Below are 21,843 nucleotides of genomic sequence, written 5' to 3'. Positions count from 1 at the left end.
TGCCCCCTGCTGCGCAGCCTCACACCATCTTGGTGCTTAAACCAAGTCGGGAAACGAGGTTAGACGGGGACAGAAAAGCAAGTCTTGCCACTGCAAAGAAATTCCTGCTTGGTGGACTAGAACTCCGGGTGAGGTTTTGCCTACACTCCCCGCTTCGATTTTTTTGCAAGATGGTGATAGTGATGCCTAAAGCGAAAACACATAAAGGGATTGCCAAACGATTTAAGGTGACCGGTTCCGGCAAGAAAGCCAAACACCGTGCCTCCAATCGTGGTCACATCCTTGGTAAAAAGAGCGGTAAGCGTAAACGCCAACTCCGTAATGGCGGTATCGTATGCGGTGCTAACGCCCGCATGATTGTCGATGCTCTTCGGCCAATCCTGTAAAGACCGATCCCATAGGTCCCTCACTTTGGGAGCCGCTGGCGGGTCAAATTCTGGCCAACTCTCCTCCGAGAACGCCAGATGCCGGCAAGAAACTGTTTATTATTGGATCAATTGCGAGGATTGATCCCTTTGAGATCAGTCAAAAGCGTCGCCATTGCGATTGCTGAAGAGGAACTTGAGTCATGCGTGTTTCATACGGACAAGCTCGGCGGAAAAAGAAGAACCGCATTTTTCGCGAAGCCAGAGGTTTCTGGGGTGGACGTAGTCGTCTGTGGCGAACAGTCGCAGAAAACATCATCCGCGCTCGCGTCTATGCGTTCCGTGACCGTCGTGCTAAGAAGCGTGACTTCCGCTCGCTCTGGATCACTCGTATCAACGCAGCATGCATGATCCGCGGTCTGCGATACTCCGAGTTTATTCATGGTCTGACACTGGCTGGCATCACTGTTAACCGCAAGATGCTCAGCGAACTCGCAATCCTCGAACCAGCAGTGTTCGACGAAATTGTGAACGCAGCCAAGGGCGCACTCGCTCAAAAGGCGTAAGTTCCCAATCGATACAGTAAAAGAGCCCGTCATCGACTGACGGGCTCTTTTTGCTGCGCCTCCTCTTGTGTTCTCTTTCTCACATCATCGCCACATTTCTCGCGACGATCACCTCTCGGGCATTGACTCTCTCTGGCCCGAGGAAATCTGCTAGGTTGATCCCCACACCCCCTAATTCACTATTCACGACAGGGCGGCAAAAAACTCACCAGTTGGACGAGCGTTTGCCAGCATTCGCCGTCACGATCCACTGAGGCAGGGGCTAAATGAAGCCTGAGTTCACACTGAAGCGGACCAGTCTCTCAACGAAAACACGTCCGCAAAGAAGCTCTTTGCGGACGTGTTGTTCGATCAAATTCTACACGTGAGGCTCCCCAATTTCTCAGGTTGCCTGAACACGCTCGACGTCTATAGCCAAAGACTAGAATGTCACAACGGCGTCCATCATGAACAGTGCATTGTTCGTGTAGTCGCCGACTGTCGATGCGTTCGGTGCAACTGTTGGCAGGAAGCCTGGAACGCCGTTCGACCAGTTGTAACGAAATTCTGGTCGGAGCAGCAGGTTAGCCATTGGACGGTAGTTGATACCGTAGGCCATTTCCTGCATTGATGTTCCATTTGCCTTCCACCATTCGACGCGAGCACCAGCCTTGACGTTGTCGTTCACAGTGTAGAAGAGGTATTGGTTCACGCCGATTGCACTGTAGCGTGTCCCTGCTCCACCGCTTCCGTTCGGTGAATTTCCAATCGTGTCCAGGTCGCTCTGGAAGACGTATTCCCACTTATCGTTGATGACGTAATCAACAACGATACTGTGAGAATATCCTTCGCCGATCCAACCGAGTTTACCTGCGGTCAGAATGTATGTTGCTGTCACATCGTCTGTCACAGCGACACTTGCTCCTCCGAGGAAGCTGCTACCACCGTTGATCTGATCGAAACCAGTGTCCCAACCAAAAGTATAACCCCCGTACACTGTCAGGCGGTCGCTTACTTCATAGGTCGCAATGGCGCCTGTGTGAGTGAACGCTTCGCCGAAGTTGAATGTGTAAGGAATGCTATAAAAGAAGTTGTCTGGAGCGGCAACGACCTGATAACCCAATAGTGTGTAAAAGTGTCCGATTTTCACGGAGAGCTTGTCATAAGCGACTTCAGCGTATAGCTGAGGAATCGCCCAGTCGTACACTCCGAAGTTATTACGAAAATCGAATGCACCGTAGCTGTTACCGAATGATTGTGTGTTGGATGCATCCGTTCCATACATCACATCAATACGGCCCCCGAAGCCAATCCCGTTGCTGCCATCAGCAACTTTCTCAACGAATAAATTTGTCTGGTTGTTCTGGAAGTGATGTGGGTAGGTTGCAAAGACACCGTCGTTCGCGGTGCTGAAGCCCCAGCTGGTCCATCCGCCGATATCCCAGCCTGAATCCGTTCCAAAAATTGTCTCCCCTAAATCAAAGGGATCGTCTGGCCCAAGCAAGTATTTCCCTGTGTGACATCCGCCACCAGCATCGCAAGCGAATTCAGATGCCGGAACGTAACAGTCCCCTTGAATTTGCTGAATGAGGGGTGCTTCACCTTCGTTGAAAACTGCAGCTGCCTGATCAATCACCTGTTGGTTTTGTGCAAAGGCAACGTCTGATGCGCCAAGAAATGCAACAGCAGACAGTGCCAGCCCGGCACCACGAAACCGTTTCATATGAATCTACTCCAGGAAATAAATTCCTGGGAAGCGTGAGCGCTCCGATTCCCGGTTTGTGCTAAACCTCTTGTTGCTCCTCGATTTATTGATCTGACGGGATGCCCGATTCGTTCCTGGACCTTTTACCCGCCAAAGCTCCTTTCTCAGAGGCACATTCGGTTTTTTCCAACCGTTCAATCGACATGCGACCGTAAGCAGATACGGAAAATCCACACTGGACGTCACAAACTACCTAACCGGTCACACCTGCATCAAAAGGAGACACCCTGTCGCCAAAATCTCCCCTAACATCATTCTTTTTAACAAACTAGAATCAACATTGATGAAATTCAGACCGAGGCTTCCATCGGAACTGACCGCAGCTTCAGGAATCTACAATGCCCAGTTCTTCCACGCAAAAATTCAATCCGAAAACCAAGGTCGCACTGGCGATGGTTTTTGTCTGGATGATTTGCATTGTCACTGCCTGCAACCCAAAGCCTGCTAAAGAAGCTGCTGACGAAACGGACAAGACAGAGACTTCCGCCGCAATCGAGACCGGACGCTATGGGACTGGTGGCGCAGCTTCCGATACGCAGCCAGCGGAGGTCCTTCAAGATTGGCAAACGCCACTCGCGGCGTTGATCTTTACCGGGGACGTCCACGGCTACCTCGAGCCCTGCGGATGCGCAGAAAATCAATCCGGCGGATTTGCCCGTCGTGGCGGCTTGATCAAACTTCTCACCGAGGAAAAGAAATGGCCCACTACCGCCTTCGAAGTCGGCGGTTCGTTGAATGAAACCCGCGTCACATATCCACAAACCCTGATAAAATTCGCGATTATGCTCAAGGGGCTTAATACCCTCGGCTATCAGGCGCAAGGGCTCGGCAAAGAAGAGTTACTTTTGGGGGCGAGCAATCTCTTCACTCAATTCACTCAGACCGAAGGGCTCGCGGATTTCCATGTGCCGTTCATTGGCACGTCAACAACGATCTTTGGTTCTGATGATCTGGGAACCCCGCTGAAGTCGAAAATCGTCGACGTGGGAGGAGTCAAAGTTGGCGTCCTTTCGATCGTCGGCAATCAGGCTCGCAAAGAACTGGAGGCAGTCGGGGTCACCCGACAAGCAGAAGAATTGCTCGTGAAGGACGCCAGAGATGTTTTGCCAGCGGCCATTGAAGCACTGCAGGCTCAACAGCCGAACGTCACCGTCCTGCTTTCGGCATCGACACTCGAAGAATCGATCGAACTGGCCAAAGAGTTCCCGGCGTTCAACATCGTCGCCACGATTGGAACCGTTGAAGATCCGAAATCTGAGTCGATGTACATTGGAAATACTCTGCTCGTACAGGTCGGCAAAAAGGGAAAGAACGCTGCGATTGTCGGGCTCTATCCTGAGAACAAGATGAAGTATGAAGTCTTGTCACTCGACCAATCCCGCTTCAAAGATGCCCCTGCGATGCGGGACCTGATGCAGGACTATCAAGATCGTTTGAAGGCCGCTTGGCCGGAGCTGACAGCACAGAAAATTTCTGACCCCCAAAGTGGGGCGTTTGTCGGGGCTCAGGAGTGCAAGTCATGCCATAGCTACGCATACAACGTCTGGTCCCAGACGAAGCACGCACATGCATTGGAAAGTCTCGAGAAAGGACATCCCGGCACGGAAAACACTTGGGTCAACCGCCTCTGGGACCCGGAATGTCTTACCTGCCATACGACGGGTTGGGACGCACAAAAAGCTCTTCGATTCGACAGTGGATTTATCGACCTCGAACAAACCCCACATCTGGCTGGTCAGCAATGCGAAAACTGCCATGGCTCTGGTGGGGAACATGTGAAGCTCGAGAAAGCATGGGCTCGCGGTACTGCGGTCACGGATGAAATGAAAGCTGGTCGTGACGCGATGAAGCTCACGCTCAGCAAAGCTAAAAACGACGTCTGTGGAAAATGCCACGATGGAGACAACAGTCCGCACTTTGACTTCGAGAAATACTGGCCGAAAGTCAATCACAGCGGACGTAAAGATTAACTCGATTTTCGCGAGAGCGACTTGCCCTGAAAGCAAAAGACGCTGTGCTGGATCGTTTGAACGCGCAACGTCTCTCGTCCACGATCAAAGAGGCTCTGAACTGCTCGGGCCGGTCGAAACTGAATCAATTTCGTCCGTAACTTAGACAGTAGAGAGAACGGTTGTTCGACGAGCCTTCCACGCCGCCAAAATACTCTCGAGCAACAGTACCACCAGACCAGCAACGACAATCCACCGCCACCACTGCTGGTTCGATTCGAGTTCTCGATTCAGCAACTGACGCTGTTGCCCGAGGCTCAATTGCTCACCGCGTGCCGGCACTGCTGGTGCCAGTTGCAACGGCGCCCCAGTAGAAACCAATTGATCCAGCGAATACGGCTCTGTTCTAGATTCCTGTGGATCGAGATTCACAGCGATTTGGACAGCATTTCCGTTTGATAAGTCGTCTCTTGTCCCCGCGAACCGATAGAGCCCAGTTCGCTCGAACGTAAACGGTTCATGCAGGTTTTTACTAACGATTTCCTGCCCACGCTGCACAAAGACTGCTTCACTTTCGAATTTCAATTCGGAGAGTTGGAGAGACTCTCCAACAGTCATCTGCCGATGCTGCCCAAGTGTCGGAACGGCTAATTCCAGCAAGCTGTTCATCAGTGGAACAAATTTGCTCCAGACGGCGAAATCGCTGTCATCGCGGTTCCAGCCCAATGCAAACAATACCACCGTTCCACTTCCACTCTTTATCTCGCTGATGACTGGCGAGCCATCTTCCGCAGCGGCCAAAACTTCGAAATTTGGAAAGCTATCCGAAAGAAATTGACGGTATTTCCAGAGTCTGAGCTTGGTGAAATCCGAAAACCGCGGATCGTTAAATTGCCGCAGCACGGAATGCTTTAAATTGACTCGACCAAGCAAAGCATACTGCTTCACTGTCGCTTCTTTAACTTCTGAGCGAGGAAGCTCAAGCAGGTCATACACTCCGATTGCCTGATCAGCATTTCTGGCGACAAAGAGAAGATTGCCGCCGCTGTTCAGAAAATCCTTGATCCAGCTCAACTGCGACTGATCGGGAGTCCCCCCGACGATTAGCCAATCCGGCTGAATCGGCTGACCGTCCCACGTTGGGCTGGACGACTCTTTCCAATCGATGATTTGAACGCGGCGCGAGTTGTCACTTGGAAACAGAGGTTGAAGAAAGAAGAGTAGCCCCTCTGAAGTGGATAGTTCATCACCCTGCCCCAAATAGGCGATCCGAATCACTCGCTGTTGTGGTGGTGCAACGAAGCATTCATTATCGAACAGAACATCATCTCCGCTCAACACAACCTTCTCGGTCAACTCAGGTGTTGCGGACTCTGGCAAGGAGAGGGTGAGCGTTTGTCCGGGAGCGACGTACTCGTGATGCCCCGAATTTTGGACCTGTTCATCCGTTCGATTGAATCGGTCCTGCCAGACGATTTGAAAATTCTCTTTCAGGGAATTCGCTGCGTTCGTCAGTCGAAACCTGACCGTGCCGTTTGAGCCCCCTTCAGAACGAGCCAATTGGACTACCCCGTTCGATTCCCCTTTCTCGCTCACCTCGATCACCCGAATCGTCAGGTTTTCAGGCCAGACAGTTCCATGTAGAACATCCCAGCCTCCCCCTAGCTGAACGTCTGAGATCAGCACGATTTCATTCTGGGACTCCGGCAGATTTGAGTCAGCGGACATTCCATCGACAACCTGAATCAACGCTTTTCCCGCTTCCGTATGACGAAAACCGACATTCAGCTCTGACAATCGTCGCTCGACTTCAACCAGACGATTTCCGGAAGCGAGCGTGTGCCAATCCTCGAAGCTCAAAACAGTCTGAACCTGCGAATCGAAACATTGAATGCTGACGACATCTGATGGATCGGAATTACGGATATCCTCAACCAACCGAGATTTCGCACGGTCCCAATATCCTGTCCGCTGCATACTGGCCGATCGGTCGAGAAGAAACACCTTTCGTTTCGCAACATCTGGCAAAACGGCTTCAATCAAACTGGAAGCGTAGAATGGCCGAGCAAACGCAAACGCAAGCAGACAAATCGCAGCGGCCCGCAGAAGAAGTAATAGCCAGTCGTCTATCCGACTTCGTCTCGCAAAACGAGGCGGAGAGGGCGAAAGAAACATCGTACTGCTGAAGATCTTTCGTCCTTGAGGCGTCCGTCGGATCATGTGAAAAGCGATCGGCAATCCAATCGCCAGACCTGCAAGCAGATAGAACGGTGCCAGAAAACTCATTCCTGTTTCCTCAAGAGACGATTGTCATCTCGAATTCGTTGCCGCCCCAGCAGTTCGATCTTCATCAACCTGAGACGTAACAACACCAGAGTACTCTCAATTCAGTGACGGCTTACTGGCTGCACATTGTTTCGGCTCTTCAGGAAATTGAATAACACCTGCTCCATCGGAGCCTCCGAGGAGACGACATGCAGGTGAACCCCCAATCGTTCGCAGATCCGCACGACTCCGTCCTGATGCTTCTGAAACTGCGATCGATAGTTCTCTTTTGCAACAACCGGATCGACGTAGATCTCCTGCCCGGTTTCGACGTCGACAAACAGGGTTGCCTGATCGAATGTAAAGTGGATTTCAGTGGGATCCAGAATCTGAAAAAGAACCATTTCGCTCCGTCTTGCCCGGAGATACGAAATGCGAGTTTCGAGTTCATCGAGAGGAGCAAGGAGGTCTGAGACCAACACAAACAGCCCGCGTTTTGAGACCAGATCAGCGACCTGCTCCAACGCCTCGCTCAAACCGGTGGAGTTCCCTTCCGGTTGTTGTTCAAGACTGTTGATGATCCTGCGAAGATGCCCCACTCGGTAACGAGGTGGAATCAGTTCATCCAGCTGTGAAGAAAATCGATAGAGACCGACTGCATCTCGCTGCTGATTGAGAAAATACGCGATCGTGCCTGCCAAAGTCTTCGCGTAGTCCGACTTCGAATACGTCAACGATCCATAGGACATCGACTTACTGTTATCGAGAAGAATATGGCACAGCTGGTTCGTCTCATCTTCGAACCTCTTTACATAATAGCGATCACTACGAGCAAAAAGTTTCCAGTCGAGAAAGCGAAGATCATCTCCGTTCACGTACTGACGATACTCAGTAAACTCGACAGAAAAGCCGTGATAAGGGCTACGATGCAATCCGCTGAAAAGTCCCTCGACAATCGCTTTCGCACGCAATTCAAGCGATTGAATCTCCATTAGCGTCGCGACATCGATAAACGATGGTGCAGGATAGTTTCCCGTTTCACTTGAACTGGATTGAGCCATCCTGCCCCCCAGAATCTACAGGTCATCGAGTGCAGCTATTTCCAGATGAGCCATCCAGAACAAGCAACATCTTACCTCAGTGACTTCGATTCAGGAAACCGAAGTAAGTAGAAACAGGCCTACATAGGCCGAGCGTGGGATCGAATTCAGGACCGTAGACCCGCTGATTACAGGTCAGCTCGCTCCAGCACGTACATCGCACTTTGAGCACGCACATTCGCGAACATGGCTTTCTTCACTGCCCGGGTGCCGATGATGGGGATCTCTTTCACGATGTGAAAGTTGCCCCGCCCGGCCAGCTCACGAAAATCGAGCATCGACAGAAAGTGGACGTTCGGTGATTCGTACCATTCATAGGGAAGGCTGTCTGTCACCGGAGATCGACCTTGTAGACCAATCTGCATCCGGATTCTCCAGTAGCCAAAATTCGGGACCACAACAATGGCGCGTCGGGCGATCCGAAATATATCATGCAATAGTTCAAGAGGACGTCGAATCTGCTGCAACGTTTGGCTGATCACCGCGTAGTCAAATGACTGGGACGGAAGAACTTTGAGACCTTCGTTCAAGTCAGCCTGCAGGATCGGGACGCCACGTTCAATTGCCTGCACGAAGGCTTCTTCGTCGAACTCAACCCCCAGCACATCACAGCGATGTTCCAGTCGCAATCGCTCAAGCAATTCCGCATCGCCGCAGCCAAGATCAAGGACACGAGTTCCCGGCTCGATCTGTTGAATGATGAGATCGTTCGTGACTGCTGATCTGGGGTCTGCAAGTTGAAGTCGTTTAGCACACATCGAACGAAATCAGCTTTCTGATGGACCTGAGGTGGGAGGTGCGAAGATCGCGTCTTGGTGAGCTCTTGCCAGAAACGGTCGAACCAGTCGTTCGAGTTTCGGGAGTTCCTGATCAACCAGGAATGCATCATGCCCGAACGGTGACTGCAATTCGTAGAACGTCACATGTCGTCGAGCTTCCACAAGAGCCTGAGCGACTTCCAGACTCTGAGGAGTTGGAAACAACCAGTCCGAATTGTATGCCACGACCAAAAATCGCGAATTCACTTTGGAAAACGCCGCTGCCAAAGATCCATGCTTTTCAGCCAGATCGAAATAATCCATCGCCCGAGTCAGTGCCAGATAGCTGTTGGCATCGAATCGATCAACGAACGTGCGACCTTGATAATGCAAGTAACTTTCAACCTGAAACTCGATTTCAGAACTGAGGTCGTATTGAAGCTGATCCCCGTTTTGCAATCGACGACCGAACTTCAGTTCAATCGACTCTTCAGACAGATACGTGATGTGAGCAACCATCCGGGCGAGAGCCAGTCCGAAGCGAGGTTTCTCCTGTTGATCGTAGTAGTTTCCATCCTTAAAGAGGGGATCCGCTTTAATCGCCCGACGCCCCACCGCATTGAAGGCAATGCCTTGAGCCTTCAGTTTCGCCCCGGATGCCAGCAGAACACAGGCTCCAATGCGATCGGGATGGGTGACCGCCCATTCCAGCGTCTGCATCCCGCCAAGACTCCCCCCCACAACCGCCAACACTTTGCCTATTCCAAGGTAATCGAGAAGGGTGTCATGGACGCAGACGATGTCCCGAATTGTGATGAATGGAAAACTGCCACCGTAAGGGACACCTGTCTTGGGATCGATCGAGCTTGGCCCCGTCGTTCCCTGGCAGCCTCCGAGTACGTTTGAACAAACGACAAAATACTTGTTTGTGTCGATCGCTTTGCCCGGCCCGATGAACCCATCCCACCAGCCTGGCTTACGGTCTTCAAGAGCATTACGGCCAGCGACGTGAGCATCGCCAGTCAGCGCATGACAAATGTAAACCACATTGTCTTTTTTCGCCGACAGCTGTCCATAAGTTTCGTAAGCAACGGTAATAGGCCCAAGCGTCGCCCCACTCTCCAGAACCAGCGGAGACTCAGCTGAAAACAGCGTGGCGCTCCGCCGTTCGACCAGCCCGGCACCTGCTGTCGACGAGATTGTTGAAGGCTCGGGAGTTACGAAGTCAGTAGCCATCCGGTCGATCCGGTCGCAAGGGGATTGAATGACAGTTAATGATGATACTCGAACGTTTGATCAATCGAAATGAAGCCTGCGAGATTCAGAAGATCACAGACGGAAGAGGGACCAGCCAATGCGGGAAATGGAGGAGAATGACGGAACAACGGAGTCGACCACGCTTTGAATCGCTTCAGCACTGAGCCTGACGGCGACACATCACTGAATTGTGAAACGTCAGCTACCGTAAACGCAACTTCTTTAGTGCGAAATCGATCCCCGATACCAACGTGTCGACATCTTCCTGAGTATTGTAAACACCAAAACTCGCCCGGATCGTCGCGGAAACGCCCAACCATTGATGCAACGGCATGGTGCAGTGGTGGCCGTGCCGAATAAACACTCCTTTTCGATCGAGCAACTGCGCCAAGTCTTCAGGATGGGCTTTATCGATTGTGAAAGAAATCAGTGCTCCCCGTCGATCAGCAGGTGGACCATAAATCTTCAATCCCTCAATCTCACCCAGTCGCTGGAACGCGTACGCTGTCAACTCTTGCTCGTGCTTGTGAATCGCGTCGAAGCCAATTCCATTCAGGAAATCAATCGCGTATTTCAGCGTGATCGCCTGAACAATAGGAATCGTCCCAGCTTCGAACTTCGCTGGAATATCAGACCAGGTGGACGAGTCCTGTTTCACCTGATCAATCATGTGTCCGCCAAATACGTATGGCGTCATTTTTTCGAGCAATTCACGCCGCCCGTAAATCACACCGATTCCGGTCGGCCCGTACAGCTTGTGCCCTGAGAACGCAAGAAAATCGATTCCCTCATCGATGACGTTTGTGCTTCCATGGGGAACACTCTGGGCACCATCAACAACCAGAATGGCTCCGACAGCGTGTGCTTTCTCAGAAAGCACCTTGATCGGATTGAGTGTTCCGAGCGTATTCGACATCGCCGTGACCGCAACGATTTTGGTGTGACGATTGATGTACTCGTCCACCTGCGAGAGATTGAGTTCCCCCTCATCCGTCAACGGAAGGAACCTCAGCACTGCCCCTGTCTCTTTGGCAACCTGCTGCCACGGGACAAAGTTGGCATGATGCTCCATCAAGTTGAGGAGAATTTCATCGCCTGCTTTCAGATGAGGTCGTCCCCAACCAAATGCAATCGTGTTCAGGCCGAGTGTCGTCCCGGATGTGAAAGCGATTTCATTCGCACTGGCTGCTCCGATCAATGCACGAACAGCTTCTCGACTTGCCTCCAGTTCCTCATCGATCTGAGCCCCGAACCGATAGACTCCGCGATAGGCATTGGCGTAGTGGGTCTCGTAGACCTCCCTCTCTGCCGCGATCACCGACTCGGGCTTCTGAGCCGAGGCAGCGGTATCGAGATAGGTGACGGGAACACCTTTCGGCAGAACCTGTGAAAACACGGGAAACTGCCGCCGAATTGCGGTCACATCAAAGGCTTGATCAACCATCTGAGAAATCCATCTGTCGCAATCGGCTCGCGCCTTCTCTCTCCGCTGCCACGACCCGCGTCACAGCAGAACGGATTTAACTGATGACACCGCCATCACGATCTGGTTCACAGCTAAGGGCTCACAGCCAGCATCCAGAATTACACGCTTGCCGCTTCAATTCGTGCCTGAATTTCAGCAGCGATATCACGGAGACGAGTCACCATTCCAAACAAACCGTTCCGTCGCTGCGAACTCAGATGTCGATCGAGTTCCAGCTTGCGGAAGATCTTTTCAACGTCTGTGCTGAGGATCTCGGCTGGTGTCTTCCCGTTGTAGATCAGACTCAGCACCGCGATGAGACCATTCACGATCATGGCGTCGCTATTGGCAACGAATTCGATCGTCGCTGGACTGTTTCCTTCGTTCAGTTCAGCCACCAACCAGACATTGCTCTGACAGCCGTGAACGCGGTTTTCTTCAACTTTGGCTTCGTTCGGAAGTTTGGGCAATTCAAATCCAAGATCAATCAGGAAGTCGCATCGCTCTTCCCAATCAGCCAGAAATTCGAACTCTTCGTAAAGATCGTTGAGTGTCATATCAATTACAGTAGACAATCAATTCCTCCATTGCGCCCAAGCCGATTTTGAAAAAAGTCGAATCTTTCCAAAAACCGCTCAATGAGCTTTGACATCCCCACCGGTTGTAACGACCAGCGAACTCTCGTCCCGCTTGATACGACAACTCCGGAAATTCTTGCTACGAGTAGCGACGGAACCGGGAAACACATCAGCAGTGTAACCGCTTCATCTCACCTTCACCAAAGGTGACGACAAACCTCTTATTTACATGCAACTATTTTAGAAAGCTGGCAGCAATGAGCAAATCGGTGCCACATCCAGTTCCATGAAACAGGAAACCTCGCCCGACTCCTCCGGCAGGATCGATCCACCCGGGGGGCTCAACTCAACAGTCCCAGACACATAACTCACGAACAACAAAAAAGTTACGCGCAGCAGAAACGACATCCAACGGCTCCATCAGATCTCACCGGATCCCATCAAACAACTCCGCATCGACGGTTTTCTTCAACCAATTCATAAACCGACACCACCTTTCGCCCGAAAGTCAGATTGCAAATAGAGATTCGCACTGAGAGAATCCGATCATCAACAGTGGATCTGTTCGAGCATCTTTTGTGACCGGTCTCCGGAGCAACAGGACGTGATCCGTTCCTGACTAGCTCGACTTGCAAGTTCTCCTGAACAACCTCTTCAGAACATTCTGCAATCGTAGAGACCAACGTGGAAAACTTTCTTCCAAAGTCAGATTTACGCCCACTCAGCGACGCTCACTGGAATGTTGACAGCATCGTCGCTGAGCTCAGTCAGTTGCGGGAACATTCCCTGAACCTGCGAAATCGCGCTGGTCGACAGGAAAAACTCCCCTCCAAAAAGCAACTCTCCAGCATCATCGAACGACTCTCGACAGCGATCTTCCCGAACAGATTAGGCGGGCGAAACCTGGCGAATGCCAACGTCGATTACTTCGTCGGACACCTGTTGGACGTCACCCTCTCCGAACTGGTTGAAGAAGTGCTTCACGAGTTGGACTTCTTCGACGTGGAGTCCCGCTCGCCCGATGAGAAACGCCAACAGGCGGTCGAGGTTGTGCGGACTTTTGCCAGCCACATTCCGCGCATTCGCACGCTCCTTGAAAGTGATATTCAAGCAGCATTTGAAGGAGACCCAGCTGCGAGAAGTGTGGACGAGATCCTCGTCTGCTATCCCGGCGTCACAGCCATGCTGCACCATCGAATGGCACACGAACTGTTCAACTTAGGCGCACGACTGGTCGCGAGAATAATCACGGAGATCGCCCATTCCATTACCGGGATTGACCTACATCCCGGAGCGTCGATCAAAGGAAGTTTTTTCATCGACCACGGAACCGGCGTGGTGATCGGGGAGACGGCGATCATTGGAGAACGGGTCCGCATTTACCAGGCGGTCACTCTGGGAGCCAAGCGATTCCCCGTCGACGAAAACGGAGTCCTGCTGAAAGGGAACGCCCGTCACCCGATTGTCGAGGATGGCGTCGTCATCTACGCAGGGGCAACAATTCTGGGTCGAGTGACGATTGGTGCCAATTCCGTCATCGGAGGAAACGTCTGGCTGACGCATAGCGTTCCTCCCGGCAGTAACATCTCACAGGCGAAAGTTCGCAGCGAAGTCTTCGACGATGGCTCCGGCATTTAGCCCCTGACTCAGGGGAATGTGACAGGGCAGAGAAATTCACAGTCCTTGCAACGGGTCTTGAGTCGACAGTCGATGCAACAATGGACACAACCGTTCAACCTATGCCTTGCAGGAATTTGAAACCTGATTCCACGGCATGCGGGCTAGCAGCATCCCCATTCCGCACGTGTCTGTCACTCCTGCGAAAACCAGCCCCGCTCCGACAAAACCGGAGAGCCAAACGAACGCTGGATTTACGAACCACGCGAGCAAGACACCCGTCAACACGATTGAACCGGCAGCGATTCTGACCTGCCGTTCCAGTGACATCGCCTTCTGACCACGATTAACGGGAAGTCCAGCGGCCACAGCGGCCTGCGTCCCACCCTCGACGTTCACAACGTTGTTGAATCCTGCTTCGGAGAATCGCTTGCGGGCCTGCTCACCACGAGCCCCAGATTTGCAGATCACGTACAACGGAGCACTCGAGTCTCCCGCCCGGGACGCCATCACCTGCTTCGGATCGAGTTGATCAAGCGGGACGTTCTTCGCGAAATCGACGTGAACTTCCCGAAACTCAACCGGAGTTCGCACATCAATCAAGTCGACCCCGCCCAGTTGTTGCACAAGACGCGAGAGGTCGGACGCGGTGATTGTTGTACTCATAATGACAGATCCCGGAGTAGCAGAGCACCTGAAGGGCGCTCCCATTGCAGACTAGCGATGTTGAATATGTCTCACCACATTGACCAAATGGTCAACTTCATCACGCGTATTATACAGCGAGAAGGAAGGGCGAACAGTCGATTCGACTCCAAAGCGACGCAGCGAAGGTTGGGCACAGTGATGGCCTGAACGAACCGCAATCCCCTCGGCATCAAGGAGACGTCCTACTTCTTCAGTCGAACGATTCGGCAATGTGAACGAAATAACGGCCACTTTTTTACGAGCATGACCAAACAGCTTCAGCCCGGGGATGGGGGCGAGATGATGTGTGGCATATTCGAGAAGGTCGTGCTCATGCTTCGCAATGTTGGGCAACCCGATCGCTGTGACGTAATCCAACGCTGCTCCCAATCCGACAGCGTCCGCGATATTCGGCGTTCCAGCTTCGAACTTGGCAGGCGGGTCGCTGTACTTGGTTTCCTCGAAAGTCACGTCTTTGATCATGCTTCCGCCGCCTTGCCACGGCGGCATAATTTCCTGCATTTCCGAGCGGGCATAAGCCGCCCCGATCCCAGTGGGACCGAAAATCTTGTGACCGGAAAAGACGTAGAAATCGCACCCGAGTTGCTGCACGTTCACCGGAACGTGAGCCACCGACTGTGCTCCATCGATCAGGACGCGAGCGTTGTATCGCTTGGCCAGGTGAGTCATTTCCTCAACAGGCAAGAGAGTGCCGAGACTGTTGTTTGCATGTGGAAAGGCAACGATCTTCGTTCGGGCCCCGAGTAGACGCTGATATTCCTCCATCATGATCTCGCCACGATCCGTTACCGGAACCACGCGAATCACTGCCCCCGTCTGCTTGGCGACAAGCTGCCAAGGGACGATATTGGCATGGTGTTCCAGCGTCGTGAGAAGAATCTCGTCGCCAGGCTGAAGAAATTTGCTGCCGTACGTATGAGAGATCAGGTTGATCCCCTCTGTCGTCCCACGAACGAAGATGATCTCCTGAGGTGACCCTGCCCCGAGAAAATGCTGCACTTTCTGACGAGCACCTTCAAACGCATCTGTTGAACGGGCCGCCAAAGTGTGAGCTGCACGGTGAATATTCGAGTTGTCGCGAGCGTAGAAATTCGCGATCGCGTCAATCACCTGTTGCGGCTTTTGTGTTGTCGCTGCGTTGTCGAACCAGACGAGCGGCTTCCCATGAACCAACTGGTGCAGAACAGGAAAATCTCTCCGAATCTGTTTGAGGTCAAACGGGCGCGACCCTTTGAATGAGGGAATCGCCTCTGGAGGCATCGATTGGTGGAAATGCCCATTCGAACCACTTGCACTCAGACCACCTTGATGGGGATGGGATGTTGCCCCGACGTGCTCAACAAATCGCTGTAAGCCAGCGTATTCAGAAGATGATGAATACGGGCTGACTGGTGCCTGATACCGTGATGCACTCGATGAAGAATGGAACCCGGAATTCGGTGCATTGGAAACATCCGAATTCCCGATAACCTGCTGAGCCGCTGCCGAGATTGCTTGTGTCAAATGCGGAAATGGATCACTTCCAGTAAGCGGTCCCTGATCCAGTGCAGAGAGATTCAATTGGGAAGTTGAGTGCAGTTGGTTGAAGTATTTCGTCGCGCACGGAAAGGCAGACGATTGGTTCAGCTGCTGCGGGTTTTGAATGCCAAACTGCGGGGCTGAAGGAAAGCCACCTTGCGAGGGAAATGACGGAACCCCACCCGGTGCGACGGCCCCCATAGAAGGCAATGCCTGTCCACTGCCACCTGACGGCACATATGAGTCGACTTGAGAAAATGCTGGGTGCGCACCTTGACTCAGCGGTCCCGGAACAGCAGGCATCTGCCCGTAAGGTGAAACTGGAGCTCCATGCGGGGCGTAACCCGAAGACGATTGCGGAGCGACCGGTGACATTCCTTGCGGAGAGTGCGGATTTGAAACGCCCCCGGGAACCGAGGTGTAGACCTGCTGCACGCCGGGCCGTCCGAAGTGAGACGGTGACCCTGCGTTCGGATAAAACCCCGGCGACGATGCCGGAGCACCGTGAGGCACATAGCCTGATGAGGAAGCAGGGGCGACCGGTGACATGCCCTGTGGAGAATGAGGATTTGAAATGCCTCCGGGAAACGCGGTGTAGCCCTGATACTCACCAGGGTGCCCATGATGGAACGGAGATCCCGCATCCACGTAAGACCCCGGAACGATTCCCGGCGCGTTGGGGTACAGCCCATGCGACGATGATGAACCGCCAGTCGAAGCGTAGCCAGACGAAGATTTCGGTGCAGGCAATGAATGCCCGCTCGGGAGCTGCTCCGAAAGCCTCGCCAGAATGTTCGGTAACTGCTCTGAAGAGAAGTCTTGCATGATCAATTCCTCAAGAGTAGTTGGTTATTTAGGAGTGCGGCGACGGTGTTCGTAGTCGTGGTAGTATCCGACTTCAACGTTCTCCAGCACCGCCAGTGCATCGTCCGTCAGCACCGCGCAGCTGAAGTAGGACGTCAGCAGGTAGCTCGCCACGCCCAGACTATCAAGACCCATCAGACGGGCTGACAGGCTCGGCATGATCTCTCCCGGGATCCTGTCTGGTGCAAACCCACAACTCCCTGATCAGCCTCACCAAGACGCATCAGCAGGATGCTCGTCGTCCCGAACCACTGGTTCGACTGATAACGATTCTTCATCTCCAGCTTGTCGCAAGGAACAATCGGGATCCCACGCCACGTACACTCACGCTCAAACGCAGCGATCGCTTTCGGATGGGCCAGAAAGAACGCCGGCTTCTTCCACACCAGTGCCAACAGCTCATCAAGGTCGTCTGGAGTCGGAGCTCCGTAACGCGTGCTGATCCGCATCGCTGGATCGACCGAGTTCACCAGACCAAACTTCTTGCTGTTAATCAGCTCCCATTCCTGACGCTCCTTGATCCCTTCAATCGTCAATCGCATCTGCTCCTGCAACTGATTGAACGGGTCGTTGTACAGGTCCGACACCCGCGTATGCACTCGCACAACCGTCTGCACCGCAGACAGGCTGTACTCTCGTGGATTCGCAGAGTAGTCCACAAACGTTTCCGGCATCGTGACTTTCAGTTGATAGCCGCGAGACGCACAGACATAGGCCAAAGCAATTCCGGTGTTTCCGCTTGTCGGCTCAAGAACGATGGTTCCGGGACCAATTTTCCCTTCGCGCTCCGCTGCATCGATCATCGCTCGACCGATGCGGTCTTTAACACTCCAAGCGGGATTCAAACTTTCGAGTTTGGCAACGACCGTCGCCCGAGAGTCCCCCACGATTCGTCGAAGTCGAACCAGTGGCGTGCCGCCAATGCACTGCGAGATTTCATCATGAATTAGAACAGCATTCTTCGACATCAAACTTTTCACTCCGACTTCACTCACGCAGCGAATCAACCATCGAAGTTCGACTCGTGCCCCGGGACATATTCCTAAACAGCAACACTGAGGATGCGGTCGACTCTTAATCACCTATTTGTCAACCACCAACCTCCGGGAACTCCGGTCAGCCAGCATGAGATCAGAGTCCATTCGATTTCGAATGTCGTCTTCAAGCTCTATGCGTGTTCTAACGAGTCACAACGATCGGTTGCAATGAAACCGCCGCGAGATGTGATTTTACGGCAGTCCAAACCGGAAAACTCCCTAACGACTTAACCTCTCCCCATGAATCAACAGAAAAGAATGCATTGCCCCGCGAGACTGAGATTTCGGCCGTAAAAAAGATTGGCGGCCCATGCATCACGCAAGGGCCGCCAACATACCGATCAGTTTAACTCGCCAGAACCCGAACAGCGTCACCGTAGTGTTTTGCGAAACGCCCTGACGATCGAGTCAAATTCCAGAAAAGTCTGAGTCTCGAGAAATCAGTCGCTTAGAACTCACCTACGATTTCGCCACCTTGTGGTGTCGACAGAGCGATGAACGTTCCAAAGTTGATGTTCTCGCTGATGAAGCGAACCGAACCATCTCCGAGAGTGAAGTGTGCTCCGCCTGTATGGAAGGAGTAAGGAGCACCGGTCCCGTGTGTGTAGTACGTAATTCCGTTAATCGCAGAAGTAATCCCGGTTGAGCTGTATGCCTGGCCGTTGATGTCCTGACCATTGCAAGCATTGATCGCCGCTGTTCCGCCCAGACCTGCACCGTTTGCCAGAGCACCATAGATCAGGATGTCACTCGCTGGTCGTGACCAACCACCGGAATTCAGACGATGAGCAGTCGGGGAACTTGAGCTAGCATCACCGTAGGGGCTGCCGACCTGTCGGGCGCCCCTAGTGTAAACATAAGGTCGACCGGACGATTCCGCGATTGCAATGGTGTTCGACAATCCGTCTGTCACGTCGCGGAACTTACGACCAGGCTTCTTCTGACCACTGGAATCAAGTGTGGCATTCTTCGGGAAAAAGCCAGGAATGTACTGGGAAGTCGCATCCAGAGGATCGGTGTAGGTCCCTGGAACTGGAGATAGGCCAGCGTTTGTGTAAGCTCCCTGCCAAACTCCATAAATCGGAGAATAGTCAGTTGCAGAAGCCTGGTTCTCAGTCCAACCGCCTCCTGGAGGTGCCAGATCGAGTGCACCCGCAACAGGATTGGATGGGCACATAAACACTGGCAATGGCGTCACAGACAGTGCCACATTATTGGCATGGTTCCAGTTCACAGACTGATCGTACTTGTTATAGATCGCGGTCTGATCCAAGTAAGGGAGCAGAGCAGTCAACACAGCAATTCGAGTGGTATCAACCTGTGGTGGACGCAGACTACTTGGAAGATAACCATATGTCCCTTCGAAGTTATGGAAGGCCAGTCCGACCTGCTTCAGATTACTCTTGCATTGCGTGCGACGAGCAGCCTCACGGGCCTGCTGGACGGCAGGCAGCAACAAAGCAATCAACACAGCAATGATTGCAATCACCACGAGCAACTCGATCAGAGTAAATCCTGACCGTTTCCGCTCCGCCGCTACTTTCAACAACGATCGCTTCATCTTCTTTTCCTTTATGGATTCGCACTCATTGTGAGTGCATTCATTTGAAATCAACACAAAATCACCTGGCCGCCCTGGACGACAGACCGACACAGAGGCGAACTACTTCAACTCCAATGCAGGGAGATCGTTCTCACCTTCCTGCACTGTAATTTCGAGGTCGGTCGTATCTTTCGACGAGTACTTTCTGGGAAGATCGTTTCCCCCGACCTTCGGCTGACCATTCACCACAGTGTGTGGGTAATGGATCGCAACGACCTTGTATTTGCCGACAGGTGCCCCGTCCTTCACCCCGTAGGTCTGCAACTCAAAGTTTCCAGCCTCATCCGAGTAAGCGAGTGGACGAACCGAGTCGGGATAAGACTCCAAAGGGATGAACGACAGATTTGCTCCGGCGAGCGGCTTTCCTTTGAAAGTAACTTTCCCTTTTACCGGGTGGGTTTTCTCCCAGGGGTCGGGTGCTTTGCCGCAACTCTGACAACACAGCGCGAATGCCAGACACCCCAACAACGGCAATACGCCACGGGAAGCACTCGCGAATCGTCGACTGAAAAATTGACCAATCACTGTTCACATCCTTTATTGCTGCGATGAGTAATTCGCAGCCTCACAAACGCCCAACAGACTTTCTGATCCCGGAGGCAACCGAAGATTCGCCAACAATATAACCACGACTTAGTCGGGTTACTTTTATACAAACAATTTCCTTCAGTTTTACCGTTGATTCACAAAGAAAGTGATTCGCCCAAAGACATGTGGCAAATCGAACCTTCAGCGAAAACTAAATTCCGTCTCCACCGACAAAAGAAGGTGCAAACACCTCTTCCATCCGGACGACGCTCCCTTGAAACACGAAGGCCAAGGTCGCGTTATCCATTTTGCTGACTACGTAATTACGCACTTCCAGCAAGACACGACGAAACCGACAAACAGGCTCCAACGGGCAATGCTCATAGTGCGTTGTTGAGACGCAGGCAATCGGAGAGAGAATGCCGTCAAAATGGCGGACAACCTCTCCCATCGTGATCTCTTCAGGTCGCTTGGCGAGAATGAATCCACCATCGCGACCAGCAATGCTTTTCACCCAACCCTGAGTACGCAGGTCGATCATGATCTGCTCAAGAAACCGCCGAGGAATATAGTTTCGCTCTGCGATCTCCCGAATCGAAATTGGACCTGCACCATCTTGGGCTACAAGCTCAAACAGTGCTCTCAAGGCGTAGTCCGATTTTCTAGACAATTTCATCGGCTACACCCTGCAAAACAATCACCGAGTTGGTAGTGTATACATCGTTTTGACAAAATTAGTCAACCTTAAATTGAATATTTCGTCGACATTCTCGTCAAAATCAGACATGCACAATGCATTTTCATGCAGCGATCACATGCTATCACGGGAAATATCGCACTATTCTACAACAACATCGGGAACTCCGAACTCTCGCAGAGCCCCTGGCTTATCAGTCGTGATTCCTTTGACTCCGAGCTTGACGAGTCGAATCGCCTCATCGGGATCATTCACAGTCCATGCATAACAGGGAATCCCAGCCTGAGACAACCCAACAAGTAGATCCTCCCCAATCAGAGAGGTTTTTCCGCCGAGATTCACTCCCGTTGCGCCGATCTCCCGTGAATTCTCGATGATGAAATCCAAAGCTGGGGGCATCTTTTCTTTCCCCTGCTCCATCGACAGCAGCCAGTATCGCTGTAATTCAGGAAGCACCGCAGTCACTTCGCGAATCACGTCCGAATTGAAGCAAATCACGCAGTGCTCCGAGGCAGGACGTCCCGATTTCTTCAACGCCGCTGCAAGAACCGGAACGATCTCCGGACCGCATTTCACTTCGATGAACAGCCGTTTTCCCTGCGGAACGCTCAACAAAATCTCGTCAAACTCGGGAACCTTCTCCCCTTCGTATTTTTCAGACTTCCATTTTCCGACATCAAGCTCGCGAATCTCGTCCCACGTCATGTCGACAACTGGACGATCAGGACCGCCATATCGCTTTGGAGTCCGATCATGCATCGCGACAATTCGCTGATCTTTTGAGAGATAGATGTCAATTTCCACCGCATCAGCACCCTGCTCCCAAGCCAGCATCACAGAAGCGAGCGTGTTCTCAGGTGCATCAAACGAGGCGCCTCGATGAGCGATAATCTCAGCTGCCGATAGGGACAAAGTCCCAACGCTCAACAGCGCTGCGACCCCTAGCCCACGGAACCATTTAAAAAACGCAGCTGTCATATTCATATATCCGCTTGATTTCATTCTCAAAACTCCGCACGGGTGCTGAATCAGGAACTGACCTCGGTTTAAGAGTCAATCAATGACACTTACTCCTGAAAAGTGCGATCAACTCTCGCAACCCCTCCAGCGATACCCGGGTGATTGTGCCAGCAATAATGATGATTTTGGTTGGATTGCAACAGGGTAATCCCTATGATTGCACGTGGCTTCATACGGTTTAACCTCTGAACCGGTAGTTCTGCG

At 52.4% G+C, this 21,843-nt stretch carries 17 protein-coding genes and 1 pseudogene; 4 read left to right on the top strand and 14 right to left on the bottom strand.

All coding sequences use genetic code 11. The annotated features are described in order from the left end of the window. Positions 1 to 182 precede the first annotated feature (182 nt). Positions 183 to 386: a 50S ribosomal protein L35 gene (gene rpmI, locus SH668x_RS05785; protein WP_437187749.1), complete on the top strand. Its 204-nt coding sequence runs from the start codon at positions 183 to 185 to the stop codon at positions 384 to 386. 182 nt (positions 387 to 568) lie between these two features. Beyond that, positions 569 to 931: a 50S ribosomal protein L20 gene (gene rplT, locus SH668x_RS05780; protein ID WP_437187748.1), complete on the top strand. Its 363-nt coding sequence runs from the start codon at positions 569 to 571 to the stop codon at positions 929 to 931. Between the two features lie 421 nt (positions 932 to 1,352). On the opposite strand, the gene SH668x_RS05775 is transcribed toward rplT, so the two are convergent. Beyond that, entirely contained in the window at positions 1,353 to 2,633 is a 1,281-nt protein-coding gene (locus tag SH668x_RS05775; RefSeq protein WP_437187747.1) for an outer membrane beta-barrel protein, read from the bottom strand. 380 nt (positions 2,634 to 3,013) lie between these two features. Here SH668x_RS05775 and SH668x_RS05770 point away from each other — a divergent pair, with 380 nt between their 5' ends. Then, a complete protein-coding gene (locus SH668x_RS05770) occupies positions 3,014 to 4,645 on the top strand; it encodes a multiheme c-type cytochrome (protein ID WP_437187746.1) in 1,632 nt (543 codons plus the stop codon). A gap of 141 nt (positions 4,646 to 4,786) precedes the next feature. On the opposite strand, the gene SH668x_RS05765 is transcribed toward SH668x_RS05770, so the two are convergent. The 6 genes from SH668x_RS05765 to SH668x_RS05740 all read right to left on the bottom strand — a co-directional run bounded on the left by SH668x_RS05765 (position 4,787) and on the right by SH668x_RS05740 (position 12,044). Then, positions 4,787 to 6,910, bottom strand: a complete 2,124-nt coding sequence (locus SH668x_RS05765) for a BatA domain-containing protein (RefSeq protein ID WP_437187745.1) — start codon at positions 6,908 to 6,910, stop codon at positions 4,787 to 4,789. 101 nt (positions 6,911 to 7,011) lie between these two features. Then, positions 7,012 to 7,950 carry a DUF58 domain-containing protein gene (locus tag SH668x_RS05760; protein ID WP_437187744.1) on the bottom strand — a complete coding sequence of 313 codons (939 nt, stop codon included), beginning with the start codon at positions 7,948 to 7,950 and terminating at the stop codon, positions 7,012 to 7,014. A gap of 167 nt (positions 7,951 to 8,117) precedes the next feature. Then, positions 8,118 to 8,747 carry a methionine biosynthesis protein MetW gene (gene metW / locus SH668x_RS05755; RefSeq protein WP_437187743.1) on the bottom strand — a complete coding sequence of 210 codons (630 nt, stop codon included), beginning with the start codon at positions 8,745 to 8,747 and terminating at the stop codon, positions 8,118 to 8,120. Positions 8,748 to 8,756: 9 nt separating this feature from the next. After that, on the bottom strand, positions 8,757 to 9,983 hold the full coding sequence (gene metX / locus SH668x_RS05750; RefSeq protein ID WP_437187742.1) for a homoserine O-acetyltransferase MetX: 1,227 nt from the start codon (positions 9,981 to 9,983) through the stop codon (positions 8,757 to 8,759). 223 nt (positions 9,984 to 10,206) lie between these two features. Next, positions 10,207 to 11,448 carry an aminotransferase class V-fold PLP-dependent enzyme gene (locus tag SH668x_RS05745; RefSeq protein WP_437187741.1) on the bottom strand — a complete coding sequence of 414 codons (1,242 nt, stop codon included), beginning with the start codon at positions 11,446 to 11,448 and terminating at the stop codon, positions 10,207 to 10,209. A gap of 140 nt (positions 11,449 to 11,588) precedes the next feature. Continuing rightward, positions 11,589 to 12,044: a SufE family protein gene (locus SH668x_RS05740; protein WP_437187740.1), complete on the bottom strand. Its 456-nt coding sequence runs from the start codon at positions 12,042 to 12,044 to the stop codon at positions 11,589 to 11,591. A gap of 687 nt (positions 12,045 to 12,731) precedes the next feature. Between SH668x_RS05740 and epsC the strand changes: the two genes are divergently transcribed. After that, entirely contained in the window at positions 12,732 to 13,685 is a 954-nt protein-coding gene (gene epsC / locus SH668x_RS05735) for a serine O-acetyltransferase EpsC (RefSeq protein ID WP_437187739.1), read from the top strand. A gap of 99 nt (positions 13,686 to 13,784) precedes the next feature. Here epsC and SH668x_RS05730 read toward each other — a convergent pair whose 3' ends face one another. The 7 genes and pseudogenes from SH668x_RS05730 to SH668x_RS05700 form a co-directional block, all read right to left on the bottom strand. After that, the gene (locus SH668x_RS05730) at positions 13,785 to 14,330 is read right to left on the bottom strand and encodes a rhodanese-like domain-containing protein (protein ID WP_437187738.1); all 546 of its coding nucleotides are present in this window, start codon (positions 14,328 to 14,330) and stop codon (positions 13,785 to 13,787) included. A 51-nt stretch (positions 14,331 to 14,381) separates the two neighbouring features. Continuing rightward, entirely contained in the window at positions 14,382 to 16,715 is a 2,334-nt protein-coding gene (locus SH668x_RS05725) for a SufS family cysteine desulfurase (RefSeq protein WP_437187737.1), read from the bottom strand. A gap of 24 nt (positions 16,716 to 16,739) precedes the next feature. After that, positions 16,740 to 17,722: pseudogene (locus SH668x_RS05720) on the bottom strand (pyridoxal-phosphate dependent enzyme). A gap of 517 nt (positions 17,723 to 18,239) precedes the next feature. Continuing rightward, positions 18,240 to 19,352, bottom strand: coding sequence for a DUF1559 family PulG-like putative transporter (locus SH668x_RS05715; RefSeq protein WP_437187736.1), 1,113 nt, complete (start codon positions 19,350 to 19,352; stop codon positions 18,240 to 18,242). Positions 19,353 to 19,454: 102 nt separating this feature from the next. Next, positions 19,455 to 19,919 carry a hypothetical protein gene (locus SH668x_RS05710; RefSeq protein WP_437187735.1) on the bottom strand — a complete coding sequence of 155 codons (465 nt, stop codon included), beginning with the start codon at positions 19,917 to 19,919 and terminating at the stop codon, positions 19,455 to 19,457. A gap of 214 nt (positions 19,920 to 20,133) precedes the next feature. Then, positions 20,134 to 20,598: an RrF2 family transcriptional regulator gene (locus SH668x_RS05705; protein WP_437187734.1), complete on the bottom strand. Its 465-nt coding sequence runs from the start codon at positions 20,596 to 20,598 to the stop codon at positions 20,134 to 20,136. 162 nt (positions 20,599 to 20,760) lie between these two features. Continuing rightward, a complete protein-coding gene (locus tag SH668x_RS05700) occupies positions 20,761 to 21,621 on the bottom strand; it encodes a glycerophosphodiester phosphodiesterase (RefSeq protein WP_437187733.1) in 861 nt (286 codons plus the stop codon). Positions 21,622 to 21,843: the final 222 nt, after the last annotated feature.

Source organism: Planctomicrobium mucosum (assembly GCF_051466335.1).
Lineage (GTDB): Bacteria > Planctomycetota > Planctomycetia > Planctomycetales > Planctomycetaceae > Planctomicrobium.
The sequence above is the reverse complement of the archived record's forward strand: the minus strand, read 5'-3'. Positions and strand labels throughout refer to the sequence as shown.

Bases quoted from the DNA above. Each gene is read 5' to 3' on its own strand.
- rpmI (WP_437187749.1), top strand. From the start codon at position 183: ATGCCTAAAGCGAAAACACATAAAGGGATTGCCAAACGATTTAAGGTG.
- rplT (WP_437187748.1), top strand. From the start codon at position 569: ATGCGTGTTTCATACGGACAAGCTCGGCGGAAAAAGAAGAACCGCATT.
- SH668x_RS05775 (WP_437187747.1), bottom strand. From the start codon at position 2,633: ATGAAACGGTTTCGTGGTGCCGGGCTGGCACTGTCTGCTGTTGCATTT.
- SH668x_RS05770 (WP_437187746.1), top strand. From the start codon at position 3,014: ATGCCCAGTTCTTCCACGCAAAAATTCAATCCGAAAACCAAGGTCGCA.
- SH668x_RS05765 (WP_437187745.1), bottom strand. From the start codon at position 6,910: ATGAGTTTTCTGGCACCGTTCTATCTGCTTGCAGGTCTGGCGATTGGA.
- SH668x_RS05760 (WP_437187744.1), bottom strand. From the start codon at position 7,950: ATGGCTCAATCCAGTTCAAGTGAAACGGGAAACTATCCTGCACCATCG.
- metW (WP_437187743.1), bottom strand. From the start codon at position 8,747: ATGTGTGCTAAACGACTTCAACTTGCAGACCCCAGATCAGCAGTCACG.
- metX (WP_437187742.1), bottom strand. From the start codon at position 9,983: ATGGCTACTGACTTCGTAACTCCCGAGCCTTCAACAATCTCGTCGACA.
- SH668x_RS05745 (WP_437187741.1), bottom strand. From the start codon at position 11,448: ATGGTTGATCAAGCCTTTGATGTGACCGCAATTCGGCGGCAGTTTCCC.
- SH668x_RS05730 (WP_437187738.1), bottom strand. From the start codon at position 14,330: ATGAGTACAACAATCACCGCGTCCGACCTCTCGCGTCTTGTGCAACAA.
- SH668x_RS05725 (WP_437187737.1), bottom strand. From the start codon at position 16,715: ATGCAAGACTTCTCTTCAGAGCAGTTACCGAACATTCTGGCGAGGCTT.
- SH668x_RS05715 (WP_437187736.1), bottom strand. From the start codon at position 19,352: ATGAAGCGATCGTTGTTGAAAGTAGCGGCGGAGCGGAAACGGTCAGGA.
- SH668x_RS05705 (WP_437187734.1), bottom strand. From the start codon at position 20,598: ATGAAATTGTCTAGAAAATCGGACTACGCCTTGAGAGCACTGTTTGAG.
- SH668x_RS05700 (WP_437187733.1), bottom strand. From the start codon at position 21,621: ATGAAATCAAGCGGATATATGAATATGACAGCTGCGTTTTTTAAATGG.